The organism is Massilia sp. KIM (genome assembly GCF_002007115.1).
Taxonomy (GTDB): Bacteria; Pseudomonadota; Gammaproteobacteria; order Burkholderiales; family Burkholderiaceae_D; genus Telluria.
Map to the genome: position 1 here is coordinate 3,037,266 of NZ_MVAD01000001.1, position 15,433 is coordinate 3,052,698.

12 protein-coding genes are annotated in these 15,433 nt (G+C 68.0%); 7 read left to right on the top strand and 5 right to left on the bottom strand.

What is annotated here, in order from left to right:
* Positions 1 to 98: 98 nt before the first annotated feature.
* The 5 genes from guaD to puuE all read right to left on the bottom strand — a co-directional run bounded on the left by guaD (position 99) and on the right by puuE (position 7,271).
* On the bottom strand, positions 99 to 1,406 hold the full coding sequence (guaD, locus tag B0920_RS13230; RefSeq protein WP_078032940.1) for a guanine deaminase: 1,308 nt from the start codon (positions 1,404 to 1,406) through the stop codon (positions 99 to 101).
* Complete coding sequence (gene xdhC / locus B0920_RS13235; RefSeq protein ID WP_078032941.1) at positions 1,406 to 2,386, bottom strand: xanthine dehydrogenase accessory protein XdhC; 981 nt, start codon at positions 2,384 to 2,386, stop codon at positions 1,406 to 1,408. The genes guaD and xdhC overlap by 1 nt, the downstream gene beginning before the upstream one ends.
* A complete protein-coding gene (xdhB, locus tag B0920_RS13240; protein WP_078032942.1) occupies positions 2,386 to 4,728 on the bottom strand; it encodes a xanthine dehydrogenase molybdopterin binding subunit in 2,343 nt (780 codons plus the stop codon). Before xdhB ends, xdhC begins: the two co-directional genes overlap by 1 nt.
* Positions 4,725 to 6,200 carry a xanthine dehydrogenase small subunit gene (gene xdhA / locus B0920_RS13245; protein ID WP_078033412.1) on the bottom strand — a complete coding sequence of 492 codons (1,476 nt, stop codon included), beginning with the start codon at positions 6,198 to 6,200 and terminating at the stop codon, positions 4,725 to 4,727. Before xdhA ends, xdhB begins: the two co-directional genes overlap by 4 nt.
* A 117-nt stretch (positions 6,201 to 6,317) precedes the next feature.
* Positions 6,318 to 7,271 (bottom strand): allantoinase PuuE, encoded by a 954-nt coding sequence (gene puuE / locus B0920_RS13250; RefSeq protein ID WP_078032943.1) that lies wholly within the window; start codon positions 7,269 to 7,271, stop codon positions 6,318 to 6,320.
* Between the two features lie 104 nt (positions 7,272 to 7,375).
* Between puuE and uraH the strand changes: the two genes are divergently transcribed.
* The 7 genes from uraH to pilB all read left to right on the top strand — a co-directional run bounded on the left by uraH (position 7,376) and on the right by pilB (position 15,429).
* A complete protein-coding gene (gene uraH, locus B0920_RS13255; RefSeq protein WP_078032944.1) occupies positions 7,376 to 7,729 on the top strand; it encodes a hydroxyisourate hydrolase in 354 nt (117 codons plus the stop codon).
* A 72-nt stretch (positions 7,730 to 7,801) separates the two neighbouring features.
* Positions 7,802 to 8,359: a ClpP family protease gene (locus tag B0920_RS13260; protein WP_078032945.1), complete on the top strand. Its 558-nt coding sequence runs from the start codon at positions 7,802 to 7,804 to the stop codon at positions 8,357 to 8,359.
* Between the two features lie 220 nt (positions 8,360 to 8,579).
* Positions 8,580 to 9,836: a hypothetical protein gene (locus tag B0920_RS13265; protein ID WP_078032946.1), complete on the top strand. Its 1,257-nt coding sequence runs from the start codon at positions 8,580 to 8,582 to the stop codon at positions 9,834 to 9,836.
* Between the two features lie 9 nt (positions 9,837 to 9,845).
* A complete protein-coding gene (locus B0920_RS13270) occupies positions 9,846 to 10,250 on the top strand; it encodes a hypothetical protein (protein ID WP_078032947.1) in 405 nt (134 codons plus the stop codon).
* Positions 10,251 to 10,321: 71 nt separating this feature from the next.
* Complete coding sequence (locus B0920_RS13275; protein WP_078032948.1) at positions 10,322 to 11,884, top strand: methyl-accepting chemotaxis protein; 1,563 nt, start codon at positions 10,322 to 10,324, stop codon at positions 11,882 to 11,884.
* Between the two features lie 344 nt (positions 11,885 to 12,228).
* Entirely contained in the window at positions 12,229 to 13,527 is a 1,299-nt protein-coding gene (locus B0920_RS13280) for an HlyC/CorC family transporter (RefSeq protein WP_078032949.1), read from the top strand.
* A 174-nt stretch (positions 13,528 to 13,701) separates the two neighbouring features.
* Positions 13,702 to 15,429, top strand: coding sequence for a type IV-A pilus assembly ATPase PilB (gene pilB, locus B0920_RS13285; protein ID WP_078032950.1), 1,728 nt, complete (start codon positions 13,702 to 13,704; stop codon positions 15,427 to 15,429).
* The last annotated feature ends 4 nt before the right edge of the window (positions 15,430 to 15,433 follow it).

Below are 15,433 nucleotides of genomic sequence, written 5' to 3' on the forward strand. Positions count from 1 at the left end.
CCGGGATGACGTTCTAACGGACGTAGCCGAAGCCGCGCGGCCAGGTGTGCCCTCCAACTCCAAACAACGTCATCCCGGCGGAGGCCGGGATCCAAGTCCTACGCGCGCCGATGCACCCGCTCGCCCCCCGAGTACGTCTCGAACACCGCCCTATCATCCCCCAGCAAAGCCAGCGCGAACAGCAGCTCCTCCAGCGACTCGCAACGCCCCGTCCTGCGCGCCATCAGCGGCGTCGCCTTCGGATCGAGCACCACGAAGTCCGCCTCCCTCCCCGGCGCGAAGCTGCCGATCGTGTCCTCCAGCCGCATCGCCCGCGCCGCCCCCAGGGTGGCGAGATAGAACATGCGCAGCGCCGGCAGGTAGCTGCCCTTCAGGCGCGCCACCTTGTAGGCCTCGTTCATGGTCTGCAGCATCGAGAACGAGGTCCCCGCCCCCACGTCGGTCCCGAGCGAGAGCAAGGCCCCGGCGCCGTCGGCGCGCTCGAAGTCGAACAGGCCGCTGCCCAGGAACAGGTTGGACGTAGGGCACACCGCCGCCGCCGAACCCGTGGCCGCCATGCGCGCGAAGTCCTCGTCGTCCAGCCAGATGCAGTGGCCGAACAGCGCGCGCGGGCGCATCAGCCCGAAGCGCTCGTAGACGTCGAGGTAGCTGCGCGCCTGGGGGAACAGTTCGCGCACCCAGCTGCACTCGTCCTTGTTCTCGGAGACGTGGGTCTGGATGAAGGTGTCCGGGTACTGGGCCGCCAGCTCGCCCGTCAGGCGCAACTGGGTGTCGGTGGAGGTCGGCGCGAAGCGCGGCGTGATCGCGTACAGCGAGCGGCCGCGCTTGTGCCACTTCCGGATCAGGGACTCGCTCTCGCCCAGTTCGCCTTCGGCGTCGCGCAGGAAGTCAGGGGCGTGGCGGTCCATCAGCACCTTGCCGGCCACCATGCGCAGGCCGCGCGCCTCGCTCGCCTCGAAGAAGGCGTCCACCGAACCCGGATGCACGGTGCAATAGACCACCGCCGTGGTGGTCCCGCAGCGCAGCAGCTCCTCGAGGAAGAAGTCGGCCGTGGCGCGCGCGTGCGCCGGGTCCTCGAAGCGGCGCTCGGTCGGGAAGGTATAGGTCTCCAGCCAGGGCAGCAGGCCCGGCGCCGGCGAGGCGATCATGTCCGTCTGCGGGTAATGCAGGTGGGTGTCGATGAAGCCCGGCGTGATCAGCTTGCCGCGCAGGTCGACCGGTTCGAGGCCGGGCGGCAGGCTCGCTACGAGCCGCGCATGGTCGCCGGCGGCCTTGACGCGGCCGTCCTCGACCACCAGCAGGCCATCCTCGTGCCAGGCGTAGGCCTCGCCGTCGAAGGCCGGGTCGGCGTGAAAATGCAGCAAGCTCGCTCGGTAGGCTTGCACGGTATGCGGTGCGGTGGACATCAGTTGGATTCCGAAGATAGATCAGGGTGTGCGGCGGCTTCCCACACGGTGAGCAGCTGGGCCGCGCAGGACGCGGCGATGACCGCCGGCGCCTTGCCGGCGATGCCCGGCAGGCCGATCGGGCAGACCATGTCGGCCAGGCGGGCTTCCAGGATGCCGCGTTCGCGCAGGCGGTGCTCGAACTGGCGGCGCTTGGTCTCGGAGCCGATCAGGCCGAACCAGTCGCCGGCAGGCCGCGACAATATCGCGTGCGCGAGGCGCAGGTCAAGTGCGTGGCTGTGGGTCATGACGAGGAAGCTGGCGCCGGGCGGCGCGCTGTCCACCAGGGCTTCCGGGGTATCGGTCGCTTCCAGCCTGACGTTGGGCGGGACCTCGGCCGGGAACAGGTCCTCGCGCTGGTCGACCCAGGTGACGCGGCAGGGCAGCTCGGCCAGGGCGCGCACGATGGCCGCGCCGACGTGGCCGGCGCCGAACAGCACCAGATGCGCGCGCGGCGCGCGCACGGCGTCGACCAGCCAGCGCCGGCCGCCCTCCTCGATCACGCGGGTCTCGCCTTCAAGGCTGAAGGCCGGGCCGGCCTGGCCGGCCAGCAGCCGGCCCTGGGCATCGACCAGGCCCCATTGCGCCTGCCCGTCGAGCGCGACCACGCGCCAGCTGTCCTCGTCGCGGCGGGCGGCCAGCAGCGCGAGCTGGGAATCGTCGGCCGGCTCGAAGGCCAGCCAGGCGATGCCGCCGCAGCACTGGCCGAGGCTGGGGCCGAGCGGGAAGCGTTCCAGGCAGGGTCCGCGCCCATCCTCCAGCATCGCGCGCGCGATGTCGAGGGCGCGGTGCTCCAGGTGGCCGCCGCCGATGGTCCCGTCGAAGCTGTCGCGCCGCACCAGCATGCGCGCGCCCGGCTCGCGCGGCACGGAGCCCTCGACCCGCGCCACGGTCACCAGCACCGCCGGGGCCTGCTCCCCGTGTGTGAGCCAGTCGCGCATCAGGCGCCCTGCTCCATCGTCGCGGCAGCCGCCTCGACCGCGGCCACGGCATTCAGTATTTCCTCGCAGGTCGCCGGCGCGTTGAGCGGCGGGTTGATCCTGTGGCCGCCGACCGCCGAGATGGCGTCGCGGATCGCGAAGAACACCGAGAAGGGCAGCAGCAGCGGCGGTTCGCCCACCGCCTTGGAGCGGTGGATGCTGTCCTCGACATTGGCGTTGTCGAACAGGCGCACGCGGAAGTCCTCCGGGCAGTCCGAGACGCTCGGGATCTTGTAGGTCGAGGGCGCGTGCGTCATCAGCTTGCCCGCCTCGTTCCACTTCAGTTCCTCGGTGGTGAGCCAGCCCATGCCCTGGATGAAGGCGCCCTCCACCTGGCCGATGTCGAGCGCCGGGTTGAGCGAGCGGCCGGCGTCGTAGAGGGCGTCCACGCGCGCCAGCTTCCATTCGCCGGTGAGGGTGTCGACGATGACTTCGGACACCGCCGCGCCATAGGCGTAGTAGGAGAAGGGATGGCCGCTCATGGTCTTGGGGTCCCAGTGCAGGCCGGGGGTGGCGTAGAAGCCGTCCGACCACAGCTGCACGCGCGCGAGATAGGCCTTGGCCACCAGCTCCGCGAAGGGCAGCGCCAGGCCGACCACGAACACGGTGTCGGCCGCGAAGCGCACTTCATCGGCCGCGCCGCCGTACTGCCGCGCGGCGAATTCGGCCAGGCGCTGGCGGATGGTGCGCGCGGCGTCCTGCGCGGCCTTGCCGTTCAGGTCGGCGCCGGTGGAGGCGGCGGTGGCCGAGGTATTGGCGACCTTGCCGGTGTGGGTGGCGGTGGCGCGTACGCGCGCCATGTCCACGCCCAGCTCATGGGCCACCACCTGCATCACCTTGGTGTTGATGCCCTGTCCCATCTCGGTCCCGCCGTGGTTCACCAGGATCGAGCCGTCCACGTAGACGTGCACGAGGGCGCCGGCCTGGTTCAGGTGGGTCACGTTGAAGGCGATGCCGAACTTGACCGGCGTGAGCGCCAGGCCCTTCTTGAGCACCGGGCTGTCGCGGTTGAAGTCGGCGATGGCGGCGCGGCGCGCGCGATAGGCGCTGCTTTCCTCCAGTTCGGCCACCAGCTCGTGGATCACGTTGTCGACGATCTCCTGGCCGTAGGGCGTGACATTGCGCTCGCCCCGGCCATAGAAATTCAGGCGCCGGATGTCGAGCGGATCGCGGCCGAGATGGCGCGCGATCTCGTCGATCGCGTATTCGATCGCGATCGCGCCCTGCGGCCCGCCGAAGCCGCGGAAGGCGGTGTTGGACTGGGTGTTGGTCTTGCCGCAGGCGGCGCGGATCTCGACGTCGGACAGGTAGTAGGTGTTGTCGAAGTGGCAGACGGCGCGCGTGGCCACCGGCCCCGACAGGTCGGCGGAGAAGCCGGCGCGCGAGACCATGTCGACCTTGGCGGCCAGGATCCGGCCCTCGGAGTCGTAGCCGATCTCGTACAGGTAGTGGAAGCAGTGGCGCTTGCCGGTGACCAGCATGTCGTCGTCGCGGTCGGCGCGCAGCTTGACCGGGCGGCGCAGGCGCGCGGCGGCGATGGCGGCAGCCGCCGCCCACAGGGCCGACTGCGATTCCTTGCCGCCGAAGCCCCCGCCCATGCGGCGGCACTCGACCGTCACGTGGTGCGAATGCAGGCCGAGCGCGTGCGCCACCACGTGCTGCATCTCGCTCGGGTGCTGGGTGGAGCAGTACACGTGCATGCCGCGGTCTTCGCCGGGAATCGCGTAGGCGATCTGGCCTTCGAGGTAGAACTGCTCCTGGCCGCCAACGTGCAGCTCGCCCTTGAGCAGGTGCGGCGCGCGTGCGAAGGCCTGTTCGGCGTCGCCGCGCGCCAGGCGCATCGGCGGCAGGACCCAGGACTGGGCGGCGCGCGCTTGCTGCGGGCTCAGGATGGCCGGCAGGTCCTCGTAGGAGACCTTGGCCAGGCGCGCGGCGCGGCGCGCGTTGTCATGGCTGTCCGCCACCACGATGAAGATGGGCTGGCCCACGTACTGGACCAGGCCGTCGGCCAGGATCGGATCGTCATGGATGATCGGCCCGCAATCGTTCAGGCCCGGAATGTCGGCGGCGCTAAGCACCGCCACCACGCCGCGGCTGGCGAGCACCGGCTCCAGGTCGATGGCGGCGATGCGCGCGTGCGGACGGCTGGAGAGGCCGAGCGCCGCATGCAGGGTGCCGGCCAGCTCGGCGATGTCGTCGGTGTAGGTGGCCTGCCCCAGCACGTGCAGCTCGGCCGATTCGTGCGGCCGCGCGCGGCCCACTTCGCGCCAGGCGGCCAGGCTCGGGATCGTGGAATCGTTCATGCCAGCTTCTCCAGCGCCGCGAAGGCGTTGACGCTGCGCGCCGGCAGCGGGTTGTCAAGGCGCGTCTCCAGCCAGAAGCGGCGCAGCAGGTTCTGCGCCGCCCGCATCCGGTAGCCGCTGGAGGCGCGCATGTCGCTCAGCGGCGCGTAGTCGCGCTCCAGCGCCGCCATGGCTTCGCGCAGCGCGGCTTCATCCCAGCGCCTGCCCACCAGCAGGGCCTCGGCGTTCGGCGCGCGTTTCGGGGTCGCGGCCATGCCGCCGAAGGCGATGCGCGCGCTGGCGACGGTGTCGCCGATCAGGGTCAGGGCGAAGGCCGCGCACACCGCCGAGATGTCCTGGTCGAAGCGCTTGGCCAGTTTATAGGTTCGCAAGCGCAGGCCGGCGCGCGGCAGCGGCACCCGCAGGGCCTGCACGAACTCGCCGGCGCGCAGGTCCTTCTGCTGGTAGCCGAGGTAGAAGTCTTCCAGCGCCAGCACGCGCTGGCCGCCGCCGCTGCCCAGCACCACCTGGGCGCCGAGGGCGATCAGCCAGGGCATGGAGTCGCCGATCGGCGAGCCGTTGGCGACGTTGCCGCCGAGGGTGCCGGCATGGCGGATCGGCAGCGAGGCGAAGCGCTGCCACAGCTCGGACAATTCATCCGGATAGTGGCGGCAGACGGCGGCGTAGGCGTCCTCCAGGCTGACCCCGGCGCCGATCTCCAGCATGCCGTCCGCTTCGGCGACGGTCTTGAGCGCCTCGACCTGGCCGAGGTAGATGATCTCGTTCAGCTCGCGCATCTGCTTGGTCACCCACAGGCCGACGTCGGTGGAGCCGGCCAGCAGCACGGCGGCCGGATGGGCGGCCTTGAGCGCCGCCAGTTCCGCGAGCGTGCGCGGCACGTGGAAACGCTGGCCCTGGGCGCCGTAGCTGAAGCCGTGGCTGCGCTGCAGGTCGCGCAGGCGCGCGGCCAGGGCGGCGCGGTCGAAATCGACCTTGGGCAGTTCGACCATGCGGCGCGCGGCGTCGATGATGGGCCGGTAGCCGGTGCAGCGGCACAGGTTGCCCGAGAGTGCGTCATCGATCTCGCAGCGCGCCGGCGGGCGCCCGTCCTGCTTGAGGTACATGCCCCACAGCGACATGGCGAAGCCGGGCGTGCAGAAGCCGCATTGCGAGCCGTGGCACTCGACCAGGGCTTGCTGCACCGGGTGCAGGCCGCCGTCGGGCCGGGCCAGGTCCTCGACCGTGAACAGCGCCTTGCCGTCCAGGGTGGGCGTGAACTGGATGCAGGAATTGACCGCCTTGAGCTGCAGCTCGCCGTCCTCGAGCGACCCGATCACCACCGTGCAGGCGCCGCAGTCGCCCTCGGCGCAGCCTTCCTTGGTGCCGGTGCAGCGCAGATCCTCCCGCAGGTGCTGCAGGATGGTCTGGGTGGGCGCCGCGTCCCGGACTTCGTGGACGGCGCCGCGGTAGAAGAAACGGATCGGTTCTGACATGCTGGTCTCGCTGTTCGCCAAGGGCGGAAGGCTACCACCGGGGGCCGCCCCTCATATAATCAAAAAGTGATATTGCTTATCACTAAAAACAAATAACAAGATGGGCGTCCTTTCTTCTCATTCTAGGTAAGGGTGCGCGCTTTTCCAGTGATTGGCGATATCGATGCGGCGCGCGACCCAGACATGCTGGTGGCGCTGCACGTAGTCGAGGAAACGCGCCAGCGCCGCCGCCCGCCCCGGCCGCCCGACCAGGCGGCAGTGCAGCCCGATCGACAGCATCTTTGGCTGGTTCGGGCCGTTTGGGTCGCCCTCGGCGTACAGCAGGTCGAAGGCGTCCTTCAGGTAGTCGAAGAACTGGGTCCCGGAATTAAAACCCTGCATCGCGGCGAAGCGCATGTCGTTGCTGTCCAGGGTATAGGGCACGACCAGGTGGGGGGCGCTGGCAGGCTGGCCGTCGGGGCCGGTGTAGTCGACCTTCTGCCAGAACGGCAGGTCGTCGCCGTAGTGGTCGGCGTCGTAGGCGAAGCCGCCGTGCTCGACCACCAGGCGCCGGGTATTCGGCGAGTCGCGCCCGGTATACCAGCCCAGCGGCGCGGCGCCGGTCAGTTCGCGGATGATGGCCACCGCCTCGCGCATGTGGGCGCGCTCGGTGGCCTCGTCCACGTTCTGGTAGGAGATCCAGCGCAGGCCGTGGCAGGCGATCTCGTGGCCCAGCTCGCGGAAGGCCGCGATCGCCTCCGGGTTGCGCTTGAGCGCCATCGCCACGCCGAACACGGTGAGGGGCAGGCGGCGTTCCTCGAACAGGCGCAGCACCCGCCACAGGCCGGCGCGCGAACCGTATTCGTAGAGCGACTCCATGCTCATGTGGCGCATCGGGAAGGCCGCGGCGCCGATGATCTCGGACAGGAAGGTTTCCGAGGCCGGATCGCCGTGCAGGACGCTGTTCTCGGCGCCCTCCTCGTAGTTGAGCACGAATTGCAGGGCGACCCTGGCCTGGCCGGGCCACTGGGGGTGAGGCGGAGTGCGGCCGTAGCCGACCAGGTCGCGCGGGTAATTGGCGTAGGAATCCATGTTCGATGCTAGGGGTGGGTATATGCCCGACTATATATTGCAGGAAGCACAACGGTATATGATGGGCCGCATACGGCTGTTCACCGATCACATATAGGAGGCGTATGGGCAAGCTTTCCACTCACGTTCTTGATACCGCGCATGGACGGCCCGGGGCGGGCCTCAGGGTCGAGCTCTACGCCGTCGAGGCCGGCGGACGCAGGCTGCTCAAGCGCGAGACCACCAACGCCGACGGACGCTGCGCGGCGACCCTGCTCGAAGGGGATGCCCTGCGCGCCGGGCGCTACGAACTGGTGTTCCACGCCGGCGACTACTTCGCGGCCCAGGGCCTGGCCTTGCCGGAACCGCGCTTCATCGACGTGGTGACGATCGCCTTCGGCGTGGCCGACGCGGGCCAGAACTACCACGTGCCGCTGGTGTTGACGCCCTGGTCCTACTCCACCTACCGGGGCAGCTGAAACCCCGCTGGAAGCCGTACGCTACCGGGCAACGATTCTTGCTATCCTTGAGACAAGACCTCAGGAGAGCCCATGTCTTTGCACATCGTTCATTTCATCGGACCGATCAACCACAGCTCCGCCTGCGCGGTGCGCAACTGCTGCCTGCAGGCGCTGCAGAACGGCGCCACCGAAATCGAACTGCACATGTCCACCGAAGGCGGCAACATGACCGCCGGCTTCGCGCTCTACTTCTTCCTGAAGTCCCTGCCCCTGCCCCTGACCACCCATAACATCGGCAGCGTCGAATCGATCGGCGTGGCCATCTTCCTGGCCGGCCAGAAGCGCTACGCCTGTCCCGGCACCCGCTTCCTGATCCACCCTCTGCACTGGGGTTTCGGCAACCTGGTCGCCGCCGACCATTCACGCGTTTCGGAATGGCGCGATTGCCTCGACTTCGACGCCGAGCGCTACGCGGCCATCTTCCTGGAAGCCACCCGCGAAGCCGGGCACGAGACCGACATCCGTCACAACCTCACCGGCAACGCACGCATCTTCACCGCCGAAGAAGCCGTCCAGGCCGGCATCGTGCATGAAGCCGTCCAGGCCCGCCTGCCGGCCGCCGGCCCCACCTGCCACTGGTGGAATTAATTGCTAAGCTTCCGCGTATAAATCAGACACGGCCTTGTTTCAATCACACAACATCGCGTGGAGTCATCACTCTAAAGTGTCACCAATTGTCATAAAAGTGTTGCGCCAAAAATTGCCGCGTGGATAGAATCATTTCCGTCAAAACCGGCGCTTTTTTGTTTTGCTGCCCGCCTGCGGCGCCGGACCTTCCCACGAGCAGCTCACGCAACGACATCCTTTTATGAACAAGAAAATTTTGGCTACCCTGCTGGCTTTCCCGCTGGCCGGGACCGCAGTGCACGCCCAGGAGACAACCGGTTTCCCTCCCATCAAAGTCAGCGGTTTCGGCACCGCCGCGCTGACCTGGACCGATGAAGATCGCGCCCAGTTCGCCCGTCCCAACCAGTCCAGCGGCGCCGCCGACAGCGTGCGCACCGGCGTCGATTCCAACCTCGGCCTGCAGGCCGACATGACGGTCAACAGCTGGCTGTCCTTCACCGCCCAGGGCCTGGTGCGCAAGGACGCTGAAGAGCACTACGGCGCCGAGCTGACCTGGGCCTTCGCCAAGGCCCGCATCAGCGACGAGCTGAGCGTGCGCGTGGGCCGTGTCGGCCTGCCCGTGTTCATGATTTCCGACTACCGTAACGTCGGCTACGCCAACACCATGCTGCGTCCGCCGGCGGAGATGTACTCGCAGGTGCCGTTCAACAGCATCGACGGCGTCGACCTGAGCTGGCAGCGCGGCTTCGGCGACACCAGCCTGAGCGCGCAGCTCGCCCTGGGCAGCATCAAGTCGCCGCTGTCCGGCGACATCCACGCCAAGGGCAAGCAGATCGTGGCGCTGAACGTGTCGGCCGAACACGGCCCCTTCACCTTCCGCGTCGGCCACGCCAAGACCAAGATCAGCATCGACGATTCGACCTCGCTCAACACCCTGCTCGGCGGACTGCGCGCCGCCGGCGCCGGCTACCGCTTCCCGCAGCTGGTCACCCTGGCCGCCGAGATCGAAGCCAAGGACAAGGATGCCCACTTCAGCTCGCTCGGCATGGCCATGGACTGGAACAACATCGTGCTCCAGACCGAGTTCGCCAAGCGCAAGACCAAGGCCTACATCAACGACACCACCTCCTGGTACCTGATGGGCGGCTACCGCATCGGCAAGTTCCTGCCTTACTACAGCCACGCCAGCCTGAAGGTCGACAGCGCCATCGTCAACACCGTGCCGGCTTCCTGCCCGCCGGGCTACCCGGCGGCCTGCACCCCGACCCTGCAGCAGCTGGGCGCCGGCGTGCGCCGCCTGCCCAACACCGGCGTCGGCCAGGGCGAGCAGACCACCGACACCATCGGCCTGCGCTGGGACTTCGCCAGCTCGGTCGCGCTGAAGGTCCAGGTCGACCGCGTCAAGCCGAAGAACGGCAACGGCCTGTTCGTCAACGTCCAGCCGGGCTTCAAGGGCCCGGTGACCGTGGGCGCCGTCGCCCTCGACTTCGTGTTCTAAGGAGCGACCATGAAACGACTGATGCTCGCCGCCCTCGCGGCAACCGCATTCTCCGCCGCGCCGGCCATGGCCGAAGTGGCCGTAGTGGTCAGCGCCAAGGCCGCAGAAACCAGCTTCACCAAGGAGCAGGTGGCCCAGTTCTTCCTGGGTAAGTCCACTGCCATGACCCCGGTCGACCAGGCCGAATCGAGCCCGGTGCGCGCCGAGTTCTACAAGAAGGTGGCGGACAAGGACGCGGCCCAGGCCAAGGCCCTGTGGTCCAAGCTGGTCTTCACCGGCAAGGCCACGATGCCGAAGGAAGTCGCCGACAACGCCGCCGTCAAGGCCGCCGTCGCCGCCAACCCGAAGGCCATCGGCTACATCGACAAGAGCGCCGTCGACGCCACCGTGAAGGTGGTCTACACGGCGCCGTAAGCGGCTCCACCATCTAGGCATCACCCGCCGCCTGCATTCGCTGGCGGCGGTTTTCGCACTCTGGAGAACCCATGAGCATCAAGCGCAGGATCTGGGCACTGCCCGTCATTTCCGCCATCGTCTTCGGTCTCGGCGCCTTTGCCAGCGCCATGATCGCGACCAGGGCGCTGGATTCGATCACCACCACCGAAAGCGTCGACTATCCGATGCTGGACGCCTCCAAGGCGCTGGCGCTGGACGTCGCCGCCATCACCGACGGCCTGCAGGACGCGGTCGCGGAAGGCGACAAGGACAAGGTCGCCCAGGTCGGCGAGCAGGCCGCCAAGCTGCGCGCCAGGCTCGAGAAGTACGGCCAGATCCCGGGCCAGCGCGAGACCTTCGCGCGCCTGGGCAAGGAATTCGAGAACTACTACGCCCCCGCCCTCTCGTCGGCGCGCATCATGCTCGAGATGGAGCAGGGCGACCCGCAGGCCACGGTGGGCAAGATGCAGGCGGCCCTGTCCAGCCTGCAGGCCGACCTGGCCAAGACCCACGAAGCGGCGCAGCGCCAGTTCGCGTCCGGCATCGCCAGCAGCAAGGACAGCGTCAACCGGGTGCTGAGCGCGATGTTCCTCACCGCGCTGGTGGTGATCGCCTGCCTGGCGCTGGTCTCCTGGTTCGTGGTGCGCACCATCTGGCAGCAGCTGGGCGGCGAGCCGGCCTATGCGCGCGAGATCGCGCAGGCGGTCGCCTCGGGCGACCTGTCGATGGACATCCGGATCGAGGCCGGCGACAGCGGCAGCCTGCTGGTGGCCCTGAAGGAAATGCGGGCGCGCCTGGCGACCCTGGTGGCGGAGATCAAGGCCTCGGCCGACACCATCGCCAGCGCCAGCTCCGAGATCGCGACCGGCAACGCCGACCTGGCGCGCCGCACCGAATCGCAGGCTTCGAGCCTGGACCGCACCACGCGCGCCATGGAAGAACTGACCGGCGCCGTGCGCCAGAACGCGCTCAACGCGAGCGAGGCCAACACCCTGGTGGAGACGGCCAGCAGCATCGCCACCCGCGGCGGCCAGGTGGTGGGCGGCGTGGTGAGCACCATGGGCGACATTAATACCTCGGCCAACAAGATCGTCGAGATCATTTCGGTGATCGACGGGATCGCCTTCCAGACCAACATCCTGGCGCTGAACGCCGCGGTCGAAGCGGCGCGCGCCGGCGAGCAGGGACGCGGCTTCGCGGTGGTCGCGGGCGAGGTGCGCAACCTGGCGCAGCGCTCGGCCGCCGCCGCCAAGGAGATCAAGGAACTGATCGGCGACTCGGTGGCGAAGGTGAGCGCCGGCAGCGCGCTGGTGGACGAAGCCGGCGTGACCATGGGGCAGATCGTGGAATCGGTGCGCAAGGTGCAGACCATCATGGCCGAGATCAGCGCCGCCGGCGCGCGCCAGAGCGCGGGCATCGAGGACATCGGCCGTTCGATCGGCAGCATCGACGAGATGACGCAGCAGAACGCGGCGCTGGTGGAAGAGGCGTCGGCAGCGGCGGAATCGCTCACCGAGCAGACCGGGCAGTTGACCGGGGCGCTGGGGGTGTTCAAGCTGGAGCAGGCTGCGCTGCCGGGGGCGGGGAGGCAGAGGTTGGCGTTGTCGCGGTGATCATCACTGCTCACCTGTCTTTGCATCCAAGGTCAGGCTTGATTTAGTGGAAAGCCGCTCGTTTGAGCGGCTTTTTTCTTGTTCGTGGCGGGCTAACGAACTTGGGTCCCCGCCTTCGCGGGGACGACGTGCTATGGCAGCGGCGGAAGACAGACCGTATCGGTTCTCCCCGTTAACCGGTAAACGTCGTCCCCGCGAAGGCGGGGACCCAAGTTTGCAAACCGACCACGAACTCTCACCCTCCCCCCACCAGCCCCGGCAGACACCCGGCCAGCCCCCCGCTTGCACCACCCCAACACTTAACTTAGAATCAACTCCCCCAGCAAGCACTTTCCCGGTGAGCCTTGGATACCGTCCCGCTTTGGGTGCTCGTCCTCGCACTCGTCCTCCTGATCCTGCTGTCCGCCTTCTTCGCCATGGCCGAAACGGCCCTGATGGCCTCCAACAAGTACCGTCTGCGCCACCTGGCCGAGCGCGGCAACCGCGGCGCGGTTACCTCGCTCTGGCTGCTGGCCCGCACCGACCGCTTCCTGTCCCTGGTCCTGATCGCCAACATCCTGCTCAACGCCATGGCCGCCGCCCTGGTCACCGTGGTGGCGATCGACCTGTACGGCGACGAGGAAGGCGTGATCGCGGCCGCCGCCGCCACCGTCGCCTTCCTCCTGATCGTGTTCGCCGAAGTCTCGCCCAAGGTGATCGGCGCCACCTACCCGGAACCGATCGCGGTCGCCACCAGCCTGCCGCTGCAGGCCCTGCTGCGCATGGCGCGCCCGGTGGTGGGCATCGTCAACCTGTTCGTGCGCGGCCTGCTGCGCCTGCTGGGCATCCGCACCGGCGCCGACGCCCCACCCGCCCGCCTCTCGCCCGAGGAACTGCGCTCGATCGTGCTGGACAGCGGGCCGACCGGCGCCCAGAAGCACCGCAGCATCCTGCTCAACCTGTTCGACCTGGAATCGGTCAAGGTCGACGACATCATGGTCCCGCGCGCCCAGATCGAAGCCCTGAACCTGGCCGCGCCGCTCGACACCATCCTCGACCAGCTCACCACCTGCTACCACAACAAGCTGCCAGTCTATGAAGGCGAGATCAACCGCATCGTCGGCATCCTGCACGTGCGCAAGGCGGTCGGCCTGCTGCGCCAGGCGGACGAACTGGACAAGGACCACCTGCGCGAACTGCTGGTCGCGCCCTACTTCGTGCCCCAGGAAACCCACGCCCTCGACCAGCTCCAGCAGTTCCAGGAACAGCGCGAGCGGCTCGGCATCATCGTCGACGAGTACGGCGAGGTGCAGGGCCTGGTCACCCTCGACGACATCATCGAAGAGATGATCGGCAACTTCACCACCTCGATGCCGGGCGCCGCGCGCGGCGAGGCGGTGGCATGGAACGCCAGGGGCGAATGCCTGCTCGAAGGCAGCACGCCGCTGCGCGACATCAACAAGAAGCTCGGGCTCTCCCTGCCCCTGGACGGCCCCAAGACCGTCAACGGCCTGCTGCTGGAACAGCTCCAGGACATCCCCGAGGCCCCGATCTCCCTCAAGATCGGCAATTGCATCATCGAGGTGGTGCAAGTCCAGAACCAGGCGATCAAGGTCGTCAAGCTGCTGCGCCCGGTTAGCGCAAGGCGGCTGCTGCCCTTCTGAGGCATGCTCCCGCTGCCATGCCATTTCGTCTACGTGGCGTGGATGCATCTTCATGCAACGCAAATACTTTACAAATTTAGTGCCTGTAGGCATCATCAGGAGACTCCGCCGGCGGGTCGCGTCCGCCCGGCGCCCTTGTCGTTTCTCTAATTCCACGGCTAAGTACGGCTCTTTATGGCAGCAGTCCTCCCGAACACGACCACAGGCACGCCGCTGTCCGGCTTGGCGCGCGCCCTGGTCCAGGCGGGACGCCTGACACCGGCCCAGGCCGACGCCCTGCAGAAGAAGGCGACCCAGGACAAGACCCCCTTCATCGACGCCCTGCTGGCCGGCGGCGCGATCGAACCGGGCGCCCTGGCCGCGTTCTGCGCCGAGACCTTCGGCTATCCCCTGCTCGACCTGGCTTCCTTCGCGCCCGAAGCGCTGCCGGCCAACGCCATCGACGACAAGCTGATGCAGGCCCAGCGCGTGATCGCGCTCGCCAAGCGCGGCAACAAGATGTCGGTGGCCCTGTCCGACCCGACCAACAGCCAGGCCCTGGACCAGATCAAGTTCCAGAGCGAATCGTCGGTCGAGCCGGTGATCGTGCCCCACGACGCCCTGCTGGCCCTGCTGGCCAAGCTGTCCAAGAACGCCGAGCAGAGCCTGAACGAGCTGGCCGGCGACGATGGCGAGATCGAGTTCGCCGAGGAAGACGCCCAGCCGCTGGCGGCGGTCGACACCGCCAACGAGGTCGAGGACGCGCCGATCGTGCGCTTCCTCAACAAGATCCTGCTGGACGCGGTGCAGATCGGCGCTTCGGACATCCACTTCGAGCCCTACGAGAAGTATTACCGGATCCGCATGCGCGTGGACGGCGTGCTGCGCGACCACGCCAGCCCGCCGCTCTCGATCCGCGAAAAGCTGGTCTCGCGCATCAAGGTGCTGGCGCGCCTGGACATCGCCGAGAAGCGCGTGCCCCAGGACGGCCGCATGCGCCTGATCCTCTCGCCCACCCGCACCATCGACTTCCGGGTCAGCACCCTGCCCACGCTGTTCGGCGAGAAGACCGTGATGCGTATCCTCGACGCCACCCAGGCGCAGATGGGGATCGACGCGCTCGGCTACGACCCGGACCAGAAGGCCCTGCTGCTGGACGCCATCACCCGCCCCTACGGCATGGTGCTGGTGACCGGCCCGACCGGCTCCGGCAAGACGGTGTCGCTGTACTCCTGCCTCAACCTGCTGAACAAACCCGGCATCAACATCTCGACCGCGGAAGACCCGGCCGAGATCAACCTGCCTGGCGTCAACCAGGTCAACGTCAACGACAAGGCCGGCCTGACCTTCCCGGTGGCGCTCAAGTCCTTCCTGCGCCAGGACCCGGACATCATCATGGTCGGCGAGATCCGCGACCTGGAGACCGCCGACATCGCGATCAAGGCCGCCCAGACCGGCCACATGGTGTTCTCGACCCTGCACACCAACGACGCGCCCTCTACCCTGACGCGCTTGATGAACATGGGCGTGGCGCCGTTCAACATCGCGTCCTCGGTGATCCTGATCACGGCCCAGCGCCTGGCGCGCCGCCTGTGCGGCTGCAAGCAGCCGATCGAGATCGGCCATGAGGCCCTGCTGGCCGCCGGTTTCCGCGAGCAGGACATCGACGATAGCTGGAAGCCCTACGGCCCGGTCGGCTGCGACCGCTGCCTGGGCTCGGGTTACAAGGGCCGGGTCGGCATCTACCAGATCATGCCGATCTCGCCCGCGATCGAGGAGCTGATCCTGGCGCACGGCAATGCGATGCAGATCGCGGCCCAGGCCGAGAAGGAAGGCGTGAATTCGCTGCGCCGCTCCGGCCTGATGAAAGTGAAACAGGGGCTGACCAGCCTCGAAGAAGTGCTCGGCTGCACCAACGAATAGGAAC

Coding starts and splice junctions, on each gene's coding strand:
- guaD (WP_078032940.1), bottom strand. CDS start 1,406: ATGTCCACCGCACCGCATACCGTGCAAGCCTACCGAGCGAGCTTGCTG.
- xdhC (WP_078032941.1), bottom strand. CDS start 2,386: ATGCGCGACTGGCTCACACACGGGGAGCAGGCCCCGGCGGTGCTGGTG.
- xdhB (WP_078032942.1), bottom strand. CDS start 4,728: ATGAACGATTCCACGATCCCGAGCCTGGCCGCCTGGCGCGAAGTGGGC.
- xdhA (WP_078033412.1), bottom strand. CDS start 6,200: ATGTCAGAACCGATCCGTTTCTTCTACCGCGGCGCCGTCCACGAAGTC.
- puuE (WP_078032943.1), bottom strand. CDS start 7,271: ATGGATTCCTACGCCAATTACCCGCGCGACCTGGTCGGCTACGGCCGC.
- uraH (WP_078032944.1), top strand. CDS start 7,376: ATGGGCAAGCTTTCCACTCACGTTCTTGATACCGCGCATGGACGGCCC.
- B0920_RS13260 (WP_078032945.1), top strand. CDS start 7,802: ATGTCTTTGCACATCGTTCATTTCATCGGACCGATCAACCACAGCTCC.
- B0920_RS13265 (WP_078032946.1), top strand. CDS start 8,580: ATGAACAAGAAAATTTTGGCTACCCTGCTGGCTTTCCCGCTGGCCGGG.
- B0920_RS13270 (WP_078032947.1), top strand. CDS start 9,846: ATGAAACGACTGATGCTCGCCGCCCTCGCGGCAACCGCATTCTCCGCC.
- B0920_RS13275 (WP_078032948.1), top strand. CDS start 10,322: ATGAGCATCAAGCGCAGGATCTGGGCACTGCCCGTCATTTCCGCCATC.
- pilB (WP_078032950.1), top strand. CDS start 13,702: ATGGCAGCAGTCCTCCCGAACACGACCACAGGCACGCCGCTGTCCGGC.